Raw genomic sequence first — 17,399 nt, forward strand, 5'->3', positions numbered from 1 at the left:
AAAAACGGACTTGCCCCGAAACAGGGGAATCATGCCATGCCGCAGAGTGAGCCTGTTACCATTCTCCTCGCCAATGGAATCGCCGAAGAGATCAAGTTAGCCACGCTCCATTTCCGAAGGGTCTTTCCACACTGCCGCGTCGAAGCCGTCTACACCATTGAGGAGGCACTTCAGTGGGGGCCGCGGGCTCCGTGGCAGCTCATCGTAGTCGATGAGAATTTAGTCCCTTATCGTGCTTCACCTGCGCTCTCAGAACTCAAGCGGCTGGCCCCCTTTGCCATCCTCGTGCTGCAAACGGATCATAGCGATTCCTCCACCATTCTAGATGCCCTTCAGAACGGTGCGGATTTCCTCCTTGACAAGAGATCACCCGCATTTCACACCGAACTGGCGTTGTACGCGAAAGGCGCCATTGAAACCCTCGCTGTCCGTACGACGCTCACACAGACACAGGAGCGCCAGGACCGCCTCATCGACATACTCAGCGATGGGTTATACGAACTGGATGTAGAAGGGCGATTCGTGTATTTGAGCACGCTCGCCATGGAACTATTGGGCTATGAGCAAAACGAGCTGATCGGCACTCCTTACTCCGCCGTCGTGCCTCTCGATCAACAGGATCGCGCCCGTTATCATTTCAACGAACGCAGGACCGGGATACGAGCAGCCCGTCGGATAGAAATCGATCTTATCCGCAAGGCCTCATCCGACAAGACAACCCCCGCTCGGGTCAGAGTCGAGATCAGCGCGAGGGGATTGTACGACGTCAATCGACGGCATCTCGGCACGTTGGGTTTACTGCGTGACATATCTCAACACCACCGGCAGACAAAGACTCTCCATCGGCTTGAACATCAACTCCGTGAATCCGATCGCCTGCTCTCCATCGCCCGGCGGTTTTCCACCTTATCGCAAACTTTGCACGTTCCACACAACGCGATTCAAGCCCAATCCCAACGCCTGCTCAAAACCATCCGTGACGCTCGGCTGATCGAACAAGTCGATTCGCTCGCAAGCTACGCCGCTGAAGCCATTCAGCTTGGAAACGAACTCGTGCAGACCACCGCGGAAATTTCCATTCATGGGGACACCGTCAACGACGCGATCGAGACCGTTCTGGCGACGGCTCATCCACCTCTTCCAGACACCGATGGGATTGAGCGAGCCTATGCAACCGATCTTCCGCCCTTCACCGGAAACTTTGGATCTCTGGTGGATCTCCTGCGCATTCTTTTGTCGCACGCCCGACGCTATATGGCCACTGTGGGATCGCCCCATCGGGTACGGATCAGTACCAGGGTAATCCCCCCGGATGAAATTCCCGTCCATCAGGCGACCTCCCTGCCGCCGTACACGAGAGGGGCGGAATTCGAAATTCACATCCAAGAAACCGACAGCATGACCACGGCGGAAACACCGATGTTTCGAACATCCGACGATCTCTTTGAAGCTTATGCATTGATTAAGCAACTCGGGGGTCGTTGGGACTTCCTCGCCCCCGCTGGCGGCTTTCTGTCGATCAAAGTATGGATTCCAGTGGAACAACCTCCCCGGCCGGATAGTTCCACCGTGCCATCCATCCCGCTCGTTTCACCTGAAGGCGGTGCGGTGGAACGGACAACCGAAGCGATGTATCCATCTACGGGGCACAGTGTGCCGCTCGCGTCAGGTCCCTCCGAAGGACCGACAGGACCGTTGCCTGACCGCCGAAGACGGATTCGAATGCCCGTCAACATTCCCATTCGTATTATGATCGGGGATGCGCTGCACCAAGGCGTCATGATTGACATGAACACAAGCGGAGCCTCGTTGGAAGTCCGGGGAGTGCTCCCGTCATTCGAGCATCAACCCGTCTACTTGCTCATTAAGGCGGCGGGCACCATCTTGGAACTGGATGCCACAGCGCGAAATCGAGAGAAAACCCCTGGGCGAGCCGACATCGAGCGGCGCATCTCCCATCTCGCGTTGGAGTTCACCGCACTCGGCGAGAATCAGCAGAAGATCCTCGCATCGCTTATCGAGACGGCACGACGACGTGCAGCCGACATAACAGTCGAAGCGCAGTTTCCACCATTGGACAGGACAGACGATCTTGTATCGGCCTTCATAGAGGCAGGTCCTCGAGGTACTGATCGACGTGAAACCGTGCGAGCTCAAGTTGCCTTGCCGGTCCGTATCGAAACTTCTACGGCTGCGGCCCGCAGTCTGACGGGTACGGTCGTCAACATCAGCCGAGGCGGCGTATGCCTGCAAACAGAGCCGTTTCTCACTCCTCCCGGCGAGATGGTCACGCTTCATTGCTCCCCGAGCGACATCCGTGATCGGCCGAGTTCACCGAAGGCTGAACCATCTGATGTGATTCTGACCGGCCGTATTGTTCATCGTACGCTCAATCCCTCGGTTTTTTCTGGGCTGACCCAGCCGGGGCAACGTATCGGCATCCGCTTTTCGCAACTGGCACCGTTCGCGGAACGGGAAATCAATCGCGTACTTGCACAGCACATCGGCTCCATCGATAGTTCGGACCCCGACAGCCGGCCATTGATCGTCAGCAACGGTTGGGAATGCCGGAATAGGCACCATCGGACGATTGCAGTGACGATCGATCATGCGCGCCATCATATCTCTCCCGCCGCTCCGATCGTAATCATCATCCCGGGCTTTGGGTCGACCCAAACTGACTACATCCCTCTTTCGTTTTACTTGGCGGCCAACGGTTGCCGAGTGCTTCGCTATGACCACTCGAACCATATCGGTCAAAGCGAAGGCAGCACCCTGCAAATCAAGTTGAGCAACATGCAGACCGATCTTCAAGACATCCTGGACTTTGTCCACACAACATGGCCAGGTACTCCGGTGGCTCTTCTCGCCGAAGACATTGCTGCGCGAGTCGCTGTAAGGGCACTGACGGGAAATACATCGGCCCATCCACTTTTCTTGCTGAATCCCGTCCTCAACATAGAAACTGCGCTGTCCGCCATTGGTCGCCCCCATATCGTTGAAACCTACCGGCAAGGCCATCGGCGCGGTGTCGCCAATCTTTGGGGTCTCAATGTCAATTTGGACAAGTTCATCGGCGACGTGATGGCCGGAGGATATGCTGATCCGACTTCGTCCATCGCAGAATTGGCTCAACTGACGCCTCCGCCTGTTATCCTCGTCACTCCCCGAACAAATCGTCCCATTGAACCCGTCTTCGGCCCTCAACATCAGGCTCTCCACTCGATGACGACCGCTCCAACCATCGTTTCGCTCCCGGCCGATCTTTCCGGTGAATTCATCCCCGGGGATGATCGCCGTACCGCAGCCTTCAGGATGATTTGGAAGCGGATCTCAACTTCCTTGATCGGCGATACCCCCTCGACTCAGGTGCAAGAACCAAATCCCCGTGATGTGTATCAGCGACAACAGCTGGAATCCGAGCACACCCGTATTCGCCACCACGTCTCACACGCTGCCCGCAGTGCCTTGTGGGGAGCTCATTTAGCCCATCTTCCTCAACTGGAAAGTATGCCTGACTATTTGAGCTTAACAAATGAACTGTATCGCTGGCTTCTTCCCCTCGAGCTGGGTATGACTGTGCTCGATATCGGCTGCGGCCAAAGAAACTTTGCCCGTGTCATGATGACCAATCAGGCCTATCGTTTGGCGCATCAAGGCCGACGGCCGTTCGGCCGTCTGCGCTATATTGGATTGGACCAGTCGCATGAATCACTACGACTTGCGGAACAGCAGTTCCATGCGTTCGTCAAAGAGCTGCCCGCCACACTCGCGGCTGCCGCGTCCGCCGCCCAATTGGTGGAAACAAGTTGGATGCACTATGACTGGAACGCGCCGCTTCCCTTTGCCGACGGATCGCTCGAGCGCATTCTTTGCCACCTTTCCCTTTCCTTTGCTCCATCTCCCCTTCTGTGCCTCAGACAAATACTCAGAGTCTTGCATCCGGAAGGAACCGCCGTCCTGACTTGTTTTCGAGCACACACCGACCTTTCATCGTTGTTTCGTCGTCATCTGCGCGAAATGGGCCACGACGGATTCAGTCCTCCGGCACAAACCGTCCTTCACTATCTCGGCCGCCTGCATGAAGCCATTCGCCATGGCTTATTGCATTACTATGGACAGGATGAGTTGGCCCGTCTGCTGACTCATGCCGGTGCAGGCTCGATCCAACTTTTCTCCGTCCTCGACCACCAACTTCTCCTCGCCATTGTCCGGAAGACCAAATCCGCTGGATGAAACAGAGCCTCGGGTGTATACTTTCAACCTAGTGATGCTACTTAGTAGCGTTTCATCACCCAAAACCGCACGGACCATAAGAGATCGCATACCACGCTCATGACGGACCTCGCGGCTCCGCAATCGGACTATGGCCAATCAGGCACAGTATCACTGCGGCGACTCACGCAGTTCGCTCGAGATATGGGAAACCCGACGAGCCTCCCCGTCACCACGGATGTTATCCTGTCCGGCCTTTCTGAGGTAGCCCGACATTCTCATGGGGTGCTGTATCTGCTTGATCGCGAACATGAACGTTTCCGTCTTGTGGTTCCACAAACGCAGGTCCCCTCAATCGCAGCGCCTCTTCTCGTTTCCATCAATCATCCCCTTGTTCAACAGTTGGCCCACCGCCAGGATATCCTTGACATCTCCACGTTAACCGAGTCCCTATCCCAGTCTTCGTTCGACCATTCGACAGAGGCTCAGTTCGCGGGTCTTCCCATCAATCTGGCCATCCCATTGTTGAATCGAGGAAGGTTGATCGCTTTCGCTTTATTCCAATCCCAAAACGCTCCCCCTGCCTACTCTACTCATACCAAGGAACTCTTGGGCGCCATGGCACAAAGTGCAGCCAACGCGCTCGACGCTTTCCTGCTGTATGAGGACCTTCGGCAATCTCAGGCCCTCATGCGTCGAACTGATCGATTGCGTTCATTGGAAACCATCGCAGGAGGTTTCGCCCATGAAATCCGAAACCCGTTGACGTCGATTAAGACTTTTATTCAGTTGGCCCCAGAACGTAAGGACGACGGTCACTTTATCGACGAATTCAGCCGAATTGTGCTCGATGATGTCGTTCGGATTGAACGACTGATTCAGGAGATACTCGACTACGCTCGGTACATGGAACCTCAGTTGACCGAGGAGGATCTGAACGAAATCGTCTCGTCCTGCCTATACTTCATCCAGGTGAAGGCCGATAGTCGCGGTATCAAGATCGAAAAAGATTTGGCGCCTGGACTTCCTCATGGCATGTTAGATCGGCAGCAAATTAAACAGGTCCTGTTAAACCTGCTCTTGAATGCGATGGATGCCATCGGCGAAAAACCTGGAACTCTACGAGTACGGACCGCAAGACTCCCGCAAGCGGACGGCAAGCTGTGGTCTCAGATAGAGATCGAAGATACGGGCCACGGTATCTCAGCCGAAAACCTCGACCATATCTTTGACCCGTTTTTCACGACCAAACATGCGAGCACCCTCAACGAAGGAACTGGGTTGGGACTGACCATCGCTCATCAGATCATCCGAGAGCATCGAGGAGAAATACAAGTCCAGAGCACGGAAGGGATTGGAACGACCTTCCGCATCACGCTTCCCTCCCATCGGAGTTAGCACACAAGGAGTGATTGTGGAAAGCTCGGTTGTCCGGAAACGGGTCTTGTTGATCGATGACGATCCCCGGGTCCGAGCCTCGCTCAAGATGGTTCTCGAACCGCTCTATGACATTCTCCAAGCCGGCGACGGACCTGAGGGGCTTGATATGTTCCGAAAGGATGAGCCCGACCTCATCCTTCTCGATGTCATTCTTCCGGGAACCGACGGCCTTGCCGTGCTTCAAGCACTGCGCCTGGAAAACAAGATGATCCCCGTCATCATGCTCACGGGCACCAAGTCCGTCAAGACAGCCGTCGATGCCATGAAGCTAGGGGCGGCGGACTACCTCTCAAAGCCATTTGACGTGGACGAGCTCCGTATCGTCGTTGATCGAGTCCTGAACTCTTCTGAATTGGAGCGAGAGGTTAAGCAGCTACGTGCCCAAGTCGTCCAACGCTATGCCTTCCACAATCTGATCGGCAAGAGCCTGGGCATGCAGGACATCTACTCCAAAATCGAGCAGGTGGCCGACAGCCGCACTACCGTCCTCATCACGGGAGAAAGCGGTACGGGCAAGGAATTGGTTGCGCGAGCCCTGCACTACAACAGTTCCCGTCGAGAACGCCCCTTCATCGCGCTGAACTGCGCGGCCCTGCCTGAAACGCTCATTGAAAGCGAACTTTTCGGCCATGAAAAGGGGTCGTTCACCGACGCCACGGCTCGACGCGTCGGACAATTCGAATTGGCGAATACCGGGACGTTGTTTCTTGACGAAATCGGCGATTTAAGTCCCCTTACCCAGGCAAAACTCCTCCGCGTCATTCAAGAACGCGAGTTCACGAGAATCGGCGGAGTTCAACCGATCAAGGTCGACGTCCGTATCGTGGCGGCGACAAACAAGAATCTTGATGATCTTGTTCGAAAAGGCCAGTTTCGAGAAGACCTCTACTACCGCATCAACGTCATTGCGCTCTTTCTCCCTCCACTCCGTGAACGCAGTGAGGATATTCCGCTTCTTGCGAAACATTTTCTCGAAAAACGGCTGGAAGAGGAGGGACGCGCCCAGATTGAATTCGGAAAAGACGCCCTGGAACTTCTAACCCGCTATTCCTGGCCGGGGAATGTTCGCGAGCTGGAAAACTTCGTCGAGCAAGCGTTCATCTGGTCCCAACATGCCTCACAAATCACTCCGGAGCACCTGCCGACCGTGATCAAGAACGACTCTCGTTCAACATCGCTTCGAGACGATACCCTCGCCGGTCGCATGTCGCTTGAAAAAGCCGTCATGGAGTTCGAACGGGAGATTATCCTCGATGCGTTAAAACGTACGAACTACGTGCAAACCCACGCCGCAAATTTACTCGGAATCAGTCGACGGATGTTGAAATATCGTATGGACTCCCTTGGTATCGGCCGCCCGGACAATTCCCTCACCCAAGAGTCTGACCCTGCCATGCAAGAATGACACACTTACATACAAGAATGTCACACTTCTTCACTTATTTTCCTCCCCATCGATCGTTGGAATCTGTCCGATATCGCCATAGTAAACTACGTATAGTTGCCGACTCTCCAAGCACCACTTTATATTGACAAACATCGGTAACCTATCAAAAAGGAACGAGAATTGCTTGCTGCCACTGCGGATTGGAGTACGCTCACGAGTATGGTCACGGCTTCTTGCCCGACACAAGTACAGCCGACAGTCCTCGTTATTGATGATGAAGCGGGGCCCCGCGATGCCCTTAAAGTGATACTTCGCACCTTCTGCAATGTTCGCTCTGCAGAAAACGCCAAGACCGCCCTCGACATCCTCCGCCAGGCACCCATTGACCTCATCACCCTTGATCAAAAGCTTCCGGATCGCCACGGACTCGATCTCCTCAGAGAAATAAAACGTCACCGCCCTGACGTGGAGGTCATTATCGTCACCGGTTATGGGAGCCTGAAGTCTGCCATGGAAGGCATCCGCCACGGAGCTGCGGGCTATCTGCTAAAGCCTTTCAACGTGAACGAACTGACCACCCTCATTCAACAGACGATGGACAAGAAGCGCCGACTCGACTTTCTCCGCAACTGCTTTCGGACACTACCGGAACTTTGGGGCTCGGAGGAGGAGAGCGCACGCGCATGGGACACGGTGAAGGCGAGATATGCATCGTTCTCCACCAATGCACAGGACGATACCGCTTTTCAGCAAGGCGATATGAACTTGCTTCCGCTCCTGTCGGATATTCTGGAGGCTACAGATCGTCACTTGCTCAATCATTCGAGCCGGGTGAGCTTTTATGCCACATTGATGGCCAGTCGACTTAATCTCACCACCCCCGAACAAAAATCATTGGCCCTGGGAGCCTTTTTACATGATATAGGGAAAACGACCCTCTCATCATATAGGTTTTCAGAAGACCAGGTCCTTCCATCCGGTGAAGCATCTCCCTGCAAGGAACACGTTGACCGGGGCGCCCGGATGATTGCGTCGCTGGGTTTACCGATTGAGGTGAGGCAAATCGTGGCATGCCACCACGAGCGGTGGGATGGACAAGGTTATCCTCATGGTTTTAAAGGCACGGATATCCCCTTACTGGCTCGCATCGTCGCAATCGCTCAAACATTTGATCATTTGACCGCCGACACCCCCGGACGCGTCGTTCTTCCGTTGGAAGCTGCGGTCCGTCAGATCTCGCTTCAGTCTCATACGCAGTTCGATCCGCGGTTGCTGGAACTCTTCATTCAGGTCGTGAAAGACACTCCGGTCTCGCCTCCGGCCATGGACATCGCTCCTGCTGCATGATCTATTCATGCCCCCCGGCAATCAACTCTGCCGCCGCGGATCGAGTCTTTTGAGTGATTCGCTCCCCCCCCAGCATGCGCGCAATTTCCCCTTCACGACTTACCCCGGTCAATGCACGTACCGTCGCCACGGTCCGCCCCTTCACTTCAGACTTTTCCACCGAGAAATGATGTTGAGCTTGAGAAGCAACCTGCGGGAGGTGCGTAACGCACAACACTTGATGGTATCGGCCCAATTCCCTCAGCCGTTTCCCGATCGTGGCCGCGACCGCTCCTCCAACCCCGGTGTCGATTTCATCGAAGATCAAGACCGGCACGTGATCAACATCGGCCAGGGTAGATTTCAACGCCAACATGACCCGTGACAGTTCGCCGCCCGATGCCACACGGGACATCGGCCTCAAGGGTTCACCGGCATTGGCGGACAGCAAAAACTCGACACGATCAGCCCCATCAAGGCCATAGCGTTCGTCAGACCCGCTCGGCGAGACTTGGACGAGAAACCGCACCGAGCCCATTTTCAACTCGCTGAGCTCTTTGCCCACCAGTTTCGTCAATCGCTTGGCTGCTTCAGCACGCTTTTCCGAAAGCGACCGGGCCAGCCTGGAGACATTCTGTTCTTGGGTCCGAATCTGACGATCATATCGATCGAGTTCGATATCCGACTGCCGAAGCCGCTCAAGTTCCTGCGTGACTCGACACTGAGTCTCCAGGACGGCTTCGATGGTTCCCCCATACTTCTTTTTCATCTTCTGGATCACGGCCAGGCGATCTTCGATCGCACCGAGTCTCATGGGGTCGGCGTCCAAATTCTCGGCGTACCCGCGAATGGAGTCGGCGACTTCCTTCAAAAGCACTTTCGCTTCAGAGGTAAATCGAACGGTACCTTCCATCTCAGGGTCGATCTGAGCCAGCTCTCCCAACACTCGCTCCACCGACACCATATTCACCAAGATACCGTGAGCATCACCCTGAATCAGTTCCTGAGCTTCCGATACCAGCTCAGCCAGTCGCCGTGCCCCTCCCAACCGACGCCGTTCAGCTTGCAGCGACTCTTCCTCCCCGATACGGCAGGCGGCTTCATTCAGTTCCTGCTGCTGGAACGTCAACAAATCCTCTTGTTGGGTCCGCTGCTGGAGAGCCGCAGCAAGCCCGGCGCGTTCTTCACGGCAGCGGATCCACTCGCGATGAGCCGATCGATATTGAGACCGCAAGTCCAGTAGACGGCCGAAGGCATCCAGCACCTCGAGCTGAGCGGAGTTGGACAAGAGCGACTGCTGGTCGTGTTGACCATGCATATCGATGAGCGTACCGGCAAACTCGTCCAGCACGTGAACCGGACTTAAGACTCCGTTCAGGTACACACGGTTTCTTCCCGAACGGGCAATGATGCGCCGAATGATGAGCTGAGAATCGTGCGGCCCCAGGATTTCCTGATCCCGCAGGCGCTGAAGAAAGGGATGCGTGAGAGGAATGTCGAACGACGCTTCAAGCAGGGCTTCGTCTTCGCCGAATCGAATCTGGTCGCTTGAGGCCCGTCCACCGACAAGAAGAGCTACGGCGTCGATCAACAGGGACTTACCGGTCCCTGTCTCGCCGGTCAACGCGGTAAACCCTGAGTCCAGGGTCAGGCTCAGGTGCTCGATCACGGCGAAATTGGTGATACGCAGCTCAGTGAGCATAGCTGCAACGGTGGCACGACCAGCGAGCTACCAAAGCCTCATAGGGAGACTCAACATCTTATGTTATGCACGCTGAAAGCCTTGCAGAAACAGCGGGCTTCATGCCGCGATGACCGCTCAGCACAGTCTCATCCATGAAGTGATGGAGATCTACGCTTGCGTACTCCTGAGAAGGAGCAAAGCCGAATGCCCTCTGCCGCATCGTGCGCTAGGCGGTCCCAGCGTGCTGAGCAAGCAGCGAGTCGATCACTTCTTTGAATTGACGTTTCGGTCTGGCACCCACCAATTTCTCCACCGGCTGACCGTTCTTAAAGAACAGAATGGTGGGAATACTCATTACTTGGTAACGGCCCGCCACCTCAGGATTCTCATCGGTGTTCAATTTTCGAACCTTCAGCTTCCCGGAGTACTCTTTTGCCAACTCATCGACGATGGGAGCCACCATTTGGCAAGGGCCGCACCACACGGCCCAAAAATCGACCATGACAAGTTCCGAGGCTTTCATCACTTCGGCATCCCAAGTGGAATCTTCTACTTTCAAGGCGTCACCAGCCACGTCTGCTCCCTCCTTCAGGGTTGAGATCATCTACAGAGGTTACCGTGGCATGGTACCCCACCACTGTTTTTAGTGTCAAACACGGATCACCGTACGGTTTGAATCCCGACAGGTACAGGCGCGGGACCGACCTCGGAAGTAGGCGGAGGAATACCATAGGGTCCTCCAAGGGTCGCCCAAGGCAAACCACGTTCACCCCACAACAGGGGACTCAAGAGCGATCGCATGACAGCCGTTCCGGCACTTTCCGTCCATCCCACCCCGGTGAGGCTCAACATGAAGCTGTATTGTTCACGATCCGGGAATTTCAAGTAATAGAGTCCCACCGACCAACATCGGCAGGGGTTCTGATACAAGGCGACCACGTCCAACTCCGGACTTCTTCCTGTCCTGACGTCATAGTAGGCCTTGGCGCCGAACGTCCAACCCCAAGGCGTGCGGAACGCGCCACCCATGGTTAGAAACTGAATTTCCTTCGTCGGAGCAAACACCTCGTTGAATGAGATCGGGTTCCACACGTCACCTCGCCTGACCCGATTGCCCTCTCTCGTAAACCGCTGTCCCACCTCAAAATACCAGTTGGTCCCTTCTTGGAATCGAAGGTCCGTGTTGAATTGACTCACCCCCGGTTGATAGGGATCGAAGAACGCGTCGATCGTTAGATACCGATTGATCGGCGGCCGGAGGGCCCAGGCTTGCGCGGCGCGTCCGACCACCGGAGTGGCCAACCATGCCGGCGACATCAGCGTCGGCAGATTGTTGCCGATCACGGCCCGCATCCAGATGTCAGAGAACTTCTTACCCTGAATGGACACCGTAGCCGGCTCAAGCGGCTGGGTAACCGACCCTAGGAAAGGGGCGACTCCTGGTGTGAACTCCCGCGCCTGAGTCTGCACGTCGCCGACATGATAGCTCTGGGCCACTGTGAGATCGAGCCAGTTAAAGGCATTTGTCCTGTCTGACTCCAACACACGGCTGCGCAGCATGTAGGTCAGTAGATTCTTCTTCTTCAAATCATCGACTTGATCGATCTTCACCAACCGGGATTGATCGGTCGTCGGAACGTACTCATACGTGATCGTCGGTTCGATCGTATGCAGAAGACTATTCCCATCGGCAAGTCCGAATCGGCGTGACAACTTGGACGTGACATCCACCCCCAACCAAAAGGTTTCTCGATGCTCACCCTCCTCTGATTGAGCTCCCCGGCTGTAATAGGTCTCTCGGAACTTCGCTTGCGGGCGAACTCCGATCATATGCCCAAGATCGATCATATCCGTCGAAATACCTGGAACCACATCAAACCGATTGAGCGTAAACCCTTGATCTCGATAAAAGTTGACGTAGTGTCCTTCCGTCCCGAACAAGACGGGCGAATTGAACAATGAGACGTAGGGAAGACTGTAGCCGGCCTCGGGAAGGCGCTGGAACGTATCCGTGCCTCCAGCTTGCAGCGGTTGCAGATACGAGCCCAAGAGATAGAGGTTGCCGTAAGGCAAGCGTTGAGTGGCCAGGAGGTTTGATTCGGTGCTCGGTAAGGCTCGCAGTATTCCTGAATTGCTCAACTGCTGAAAATAGTTCGGGTCTGTGACCAAATTGGCGTTGGCTCGGAGCAGCAATGTATCGGTGAAATATTGCGTATGGCTTCCGATGAGCGCAGCACGCGCCCTGTTGGATTCTTCTCCGCTGTCGGTGACTCCGGCGACATTGGGAAGCTGCGTCTGTTGGAGATAGCTCACATACCACTTCCCCCGAGATCGTCGGTCCAAGACATATCGATATTCAAGGTCAGACCCAACCCCCAAGTCACTGTAGTATGACGGAGTGACGGTCAAGTCTTGGCTCGGATTGATCGCCCAAAAGAAACTTTGCTTGACGTTAAATCCGAATCGATTGTCATAGCTGGGAGTAGGAATCAGAAATCCGGTTTGTCTTCTGGTCATGGGATAGGAGAAGGTAGGCAAGGGAATCGTGGGAACATCGAGGATGCAGAACCACCCTCCCTTGAACCCCAACGTGTCCCCTATGGTCATATCCAGATCCTTGAACCGGAATCGCCAGGCCGGTACTTCTCCGTTTTGAGCATCACAATTCGTGAAGCTGCCCTCTTTGGCTCGGTAGTGGTATTCGGAGAACCTTTGCATGAGGCGGCCGGATATGGATGAGTTGGTCAGGGGAACGTAGAGCTGTGCGTGCGTCGCGACACCGGCCTCCGTATTGATATTGAGTTCCATCCGCTCGGCCGACACGTCGGCCTGGGGATCCGTCAAATGAACATGGCCGATGGCGGTGAGAATCCCCGGCAAGGCTTGAATCGTCGCGTGGTCAGCCGTCAGCTTGATCGTTCCCTGCTGTATCACGACCGATCCGTTCGCCTCATAGATTTCTTGATCCTGTCGATAGTCGATGCGCTCCGCCGTAATATCGAGGGGCGCCGTTCCGGCGGACGACGTACCGGCACCTGTTCGGTTGTCCGCCGCTGATCCCGGAAATGGGAGGAGAGTGAGGAGGGCGAGGATGAGAATGACCCGCCGGCAGACCCACGCGAGAGGATCCGCCATGCTACCCACGAATCGGTGATAACCCACAGCCACGCACCGCCGCTTTGATATCTCCGAGGAGCATCAGCGATCCGGCGATACAGATCAGGTCGTGAGGCATGGCACGGCTTCTGGCGGTTCTCAGAGCGTCCATGGGGAATATGGCCTCAAGCACCGGCCCGTGCCATTCGCGAACAGTTGCGCGGAGCTCTTGAACGCTGGCAGACCGTGCGAGACTCGCCTGCGTGAGCACAATTTCCGACACGAACGGCAACAGGGGAGCGATGAATCCCCGGTGATCTTTATCACGCATCATGCCCCACACCAGAATGATCCGAGACCCGGGGTGATTGATGGAAAACTCTTCGAGGTATCCCCCGAGGGCATGTGCCGCGGCCGGATTGTGGGCGCCGTCGAGCACGACTCGAGGATCTTCATCGATCGACTCCAAGCGACCTTCCCATGAGACCGTCTGCAGACCGTCACGCACGGCCGACGCTTCTGTGCCGATCCCCGATTGACCCGCCGCTTCAAGGAGCGCCACCGCACAAGCGGCGTTGTCCCACTGATGACGCCCCGTGAGACCGCAGGTGAGCTCCTCATACGCGTGATTCACTCCCCGATACGTCAGTCGATTGGAGCCGGTTCCGTCGATGTGAAAGTCCCGGCCAAGCTGCCATAGGGGGGCCGAACGATCCCGCGCGATCCGGCGGAGCACCTGTTCGGCCTCCCGTCCCATCCGTCCGATCACGACCGGCACGAACGGCTTGATGATTCCGCCTTTTTCAAACGCGATCGCTTCCTCCGTGTGCCCCAAATACTCCTGATGATCCAACCCGATCGTCGTGATCGCGCAGGCCGCTGGTTGCTCCACGACGTTCGTGGCGTCGAAGCGTCCCCCCAACCCGACCTCCAACACGGCGACATCCACCGCCGAGTCCGCGAAGTAGAGGAACGCCAGCGCGGTCGTCATCTCAAAAAACGTCGGTTCGAGATCATCGTGCAGGGCGGCCCGCAATCGCGCCATCAATTCCTCGACGTGAGTCTCCGAAATCATGCCCCCATTGACGCGAATCCGCTCCCGGAAATCGACGAGGTGAGGAGACGTATAGAGCCCCACTCGCCGGCCTGAATGTTGAAGAACCGAGGCAACCATCGCCGCCGTCGAACCTTTGCCGTTGGTGCCTCCGATATGAATCACGGGCAGGGTTCGATGAGGATTGCCGACTCGGCTCAACAGCACCTGCATGGTCTCCAGGCCCAGCTTGATACCGTGCTTCTGGAGCGCATAGAGATACTCGATGACGGAGGAGTAGCTCATCAACAAGCCGGGAGGACGCAGAGGCTAAAAATGACTCACGAGGGTGCCGACCGTCTCCTTCAGACGCTTACGCTCGACGATCATATCGATCATGCCGTGTTCGAGAAGAAACTCCGCCCGTTGGAACTGATCCGGCAACTGTTGCTTGATGGTTTGTTCGATCACACGAGGTCCGGCGAATCCGATCAACGCTTTCGGCTCGGCAATGATGACGTCTCCCAACATCGCCACACTGGCCGTGACGCCGCCGAACGTGGGATCGGAAAGGATCGAGATGAACGGCAGCTTGGCCTCGCCGAGCTTCGCGACCGCGGTCGAGGTCTTGGCCATTTGCATCAGCGACAGGATGCCTTCCTGCATCCGCGCGCCTCCGGAAGCGGTGACCAAGACGACCGGCAGCTTCAGCTCCAATGCCCGATCGATCGCGCGGCAGAGTTTTTCCCCGACCACGGATCCCATGCTCCCGCCCATGAAACTGAAATCGAAGACGCACAGCACGACGCGACGCGCGTTGATCAGACCTTCCCCGATGACGAGGGCATCCTTTCGGCCCGTCTTTTCTTGGTGCGCCCTGACACGATCTCGATAGGGCTTGGTGTCTTGGAACGTTAAGGGGTCTTGAGCTTCCAGCTCGGCATCCCATTCTTTGAAGGTCCCAAGGTCGATCAGTAACCCGATTCGCTCGGTCACCGAGATCGGAAAGTGATATTCACATTTCGGACAAACCTTGCTGTTCCGATCGACTTCCTTCCGATAGACGATCTCCCGGCAATGGTTGCACTTGAGCCACATGCCTTCGCTCCCTTTGGAACGAGGCGGCGGAGCGGATTCCGTCTGTTTGTCTTTCTTGAACCAAGCCATGATTCAGTGTCTCGTCATATGCACGTCGGCAGTCGACCGGCTATACCGTGGCCTGCGGCAGCCTCCTCCGCGCCAAGCCGTTTGGAGCCTTACCGATCTCAACAGCGATGAATGCCGGTCATTGTCCGGCAGCTGACGCCAATCTCGCCAACATCCATACTCCTACCGACACGCTGGCGATGCTGGCCAGACCTTGGACCGCCCCAAAATGCCGCTGACTGATCGAACGCGAATAGATGACCGGCACACTGATCGTCAGCCCGACGACCATCATGCCGATGATCGAACCCAGGCCGAAGACCAAAATGGACAGCAGTCCCGTCTCTATTTCCTTCGTCGTGGAAAGAATCATCAGCATCAGGGCCGCCGACCCGGCGAGTCCGTGTACCATACCGATGCAGAGCGGGCGAATGGATTCGACCATCCAATGTCGATGACCATGATCATGGTGTCGTTGATGACTGTGAAAGTGGACATGCGGGGCACCATCATGCCGGTGACCATGCACATGCCATCGCTCCCGGTACAGCTTGAGCGCCAAGGAGACACCCAGGACAATGAGCAGAATCCCCACACCTGACTCGGCAATGAGTTCAAACTCATCAGGGATATGGAACCCGGAGATGAGGACGATCGATCCGACGACCAACAGGGTCATTGTGTGTCCAAGTCCCCACGAGAGACCAACGGCACCAGACGCAAGAAGCGACGGACGTTCGGCGAGCACCGTCGATACCGCCGCCAGATGGTCGGTATCCAGGGCATGCCGTAACCCCAGCAGAAAACCCACTCCGAGCAAGGACAAGAATTCCGTCTCAAGCACCATAGTTTAAGAAGTACACCCCAACGACTAGCCCTTCTTGCACTGACCACTGAGGCTGGCAATGGCGCCACCGAAGATGGGTGGGCATTCTAGCAGAAATACATAAAACAATCTCATCCTCCACGGGCATGCATCTCTAAATGTGGATCTTCCCGGAGGCGATCAATTTCGATGAGCCCTCCGTCTCGAAGCCCCGCCCGTTCCAAGGCCTTACGTTCCTCCGCTCCACGATTTCGTCGAGCCGCCCACTCCGATCGAATACGATCCCTCATATGCTCCGGATGCTCCTGCATGCGAAGAGGCTTACGCAGGTCCACTCCCACTCCTGCATACAAGCACAGATACCACAACCCGTCGGCGGTGATGCGGCTGCGATCGCACTGCGCACAAAACGGTGTCGTCGTTGACGGAATGATCCCAAAGATAGTGCCGTCCGGCAAGCTAAATCGCTGTGCGGGGGCTGCACCTCGTCCCGCCAGCACGGTGATTCGACCATACCGCCGCGCGAGAGCATCCAGGATCATGTCCTGGGAAAGGACCTTGTCCAGCCTCCATTCGTTCGCTCCGCCGACATCCATATATTCGATGAAACGAACCTCGGCGTGAAAGTGCCTCGCAAACTCGATCAAAGGGCTCAACTCATCCTCATTGAACCCGCGAATCGCGACGGTGTCGAGTTTCAAATTGGTGAAGCCCGTCTTCCCGACTGATTCAATCCCTTCGAGAACTCGTGCGAACTCATCCCGCCCGGTCAGTTGACGGAACCGCTCGGGTCTGAGCGTGTCAAGACTGATCGTCACGCGATCGAGCCCCGCCTCGTACAGTGCCTGAGCATACTCGGCCAACAGAATACCGTTCGTGGTCAACGCCACTTCCGTGATCCGCCGATCCTGCCGCAGCAACCGCACCAATCGCGCCAAGTCTCGGCGCAACAGCGGCTCGCCGCCCGTCAGCCGGACTTTGTCCACACCCAAGTCGGCAAAATAACCCACCAGTGTGGCCATTTCTTCAAAGGTGAGGATATCCTCTCGCGGCAACCAGACATACTCCGGCTCCGGCATGCAATAGTTGCAGCGGAGATTGCAGCGATCCGTCACGGACAGACGCAAGCTCCCCAGCGGCCGACCGAATATATCGGTTACGCGTTCCATAAGACGACCATGAGAAAAGTCTTCTTTAGTCTGCCTCTCGAGTCGTACGTTGTTGGGTACGTCAAGCCTCTGAACGA

At 56.1% G+C, this 17,399-nt stretch carries 12 protein-coding genes; 4 read left to right on the plus strand and 8 right to left on the minus strand.

Going from position 1 to position 17,399, the window contains the following annotated elements; genetic code table 11:
- Window positions 1-36 precede the first annotated feature (36 nt).
- The 3 genes from A4E19_17665 (at window position 37) to A4E19_17675 (ending at window position 7,060) form a co-directional block, all read left to right on the plus strand.
- Window positions 37-4,236, plus strand: a complete 4,200-nt coding sequence (locus tag A4E19_17665) for a hypothetical protein (GenBank protein ID OQW34747.1) — start codon at window positions 37-39, stop codon at window positions 4,234-4,236.
- Between the two features lie 99 nt (window positions 4,237-4,335).
- On the plus strand, window positions 4,336-5,613 hold the full coding sequence (locus A4E19_17670) for a hypothetical protein (protein OQW34748.1): 1,278 nt from the start codon (window positions 4,336-4,338) through the stop codon (window positions 5,611-5,613).
- Between the two features lie 88 nt (window positions 5,614-5,701).
- Window positions 5,702-7,060: a Fis family transcriptional regulator gene (locus A4E19_17675; GenBank protein ID OQW34826.1), complete on the plus strand. Its 1,359-nt coding sequence runs from the start codon at window positions 5,702-5,704 to the stop codon at window positions 7,058-7,060.
- A gap of 30 nt (window positions 7,061-7,090) precedes the next feature.
- Here the strand turns inward: A4E19_17675 and A4E19_17680 are convergent, their stop codons facing one another.
- Entirely contained in the window at window positions 7,091-7,570 is a 480-nt protein-coding gene (locus tag A4E19_17680; GenBank protein ID OQW34749.1) for a hypothetical protein, read from the minus strand.
- Between A4E19_17680 and A4E19_17685 the strand changes: the two genes are divergently transcribed.
- Complete coding sequence (locus tag A4E19_17685) at window positions 7,553-8,389, plus strand: hypothetical protein (protein OQW34750.1); 837 nt, start codon at window positions 7,553-7,555, stop codon at window positions 8,387-8,389. The two genes, A4E19_17680 and A4E19_17685, sit on opposite strands and share 18 nt — an antisense overlap.
- Window position 8,390: 1 nt before the next feature.
- Here A4E19_17685 and A4E19_17690 read toward each other — a convergent pair whose 3' ends face one another.
- From A4E19_17690 to A4E19_17720, 7 genes are all read right to left on the minus strand, one after another.
- On the minus strand, window positions 8,391-10,070 hold the full coding sequence (locus tag A4E19_17690) for a hypothetical protein (GenBank protein OQW34751.1): 1,680 nt from the start codon (window positions 10,068-10,070) through the stop codon (window positions 8,391-8,393).
- A 208-nt stretch (window positions 10,071-10,278) separates the two neighbouring features.
- Complete coding sequence (locus A4E19_17695; protein ID OQW34827.1) at window positions 10,279-10,575, minus strand: thiol reductase thioredoxin; 297 nt, start codon at window positions 10,573-10,575, stop codon at window positions 10,279-10,281.
- A gap of 137 nt (window positions 10,576-10,712) precedes the next feature.
- Window positions 10,713-13,187 (minus strand): hypothetical protein, encoded by a 2,475-nt coding sequence (locus A4E19_17700; protein OQW34752.1) that lies wholly within the window; start codon window positions 13,185-13,187, stop codon window positions 10,713-10,715.
- Window position 13,188: 1 nt separating this feature from the next.
- On the minus strand, window positions 13,189-14,487 hold the full coding sequence (locus A4E19_17705; protein OQW34753.1) for a hypothetical protein: 1,299 nt from the start codon (window positions 14,485-14,487) through the stop codon (window positions 13,189-13,191).
- Window positions 14,488-14,511: 24 nt separating this feature from the next.
- Complete coding sequence (locus tag A4E19_17710; protein OQW34754.1) at window positions 14,512-15,348, minus strand: acetyl-CoA carboxylase subunit beta; 837 nt, start codon at window positions 15,346-15,348, stop codon at window positions 14,512-14,514.
- Window positions 15,349-15,466: 118 nt separating this feature from the next.
- Window positions 15,467-16,174 (minus strand): hypothetical protein, encoded by a 708-nt coding sequence (locus tag A4E19_17715; protein OQW34755.1) that lies wholly within the window; start codon window positions 16,172-16,174, stop codon window positions 15,467-15,469.
- Between the two features lie 110 nt (window positions 16,175-16,284).
- The gene (locus A4E19_17720; protein OQW34756.1) at window positions 16,285-17,322 is read right to left on the minus strand and encodes a cyclic pyranopterin phosphate synthase MoaA; all 1,038 of its coding nucleotides are present in this window, start codon (window positions 17,320-17,322) and stop codon (window positions 16,285-16,287) included.
- Between the last annotated feature and the right edge of the window lie 77 nt (window positions 17,323-17,399).

Origin of the sequence: Nitrospira sp. SG-bin1 (genome assembly GCA_002083365.1) — a bacterium.
Lineage (GTDB): Bacteria > Nitrospirota > Nitrospiria > Nitrospirales > Nitrospiraceae > Nitrospira_D.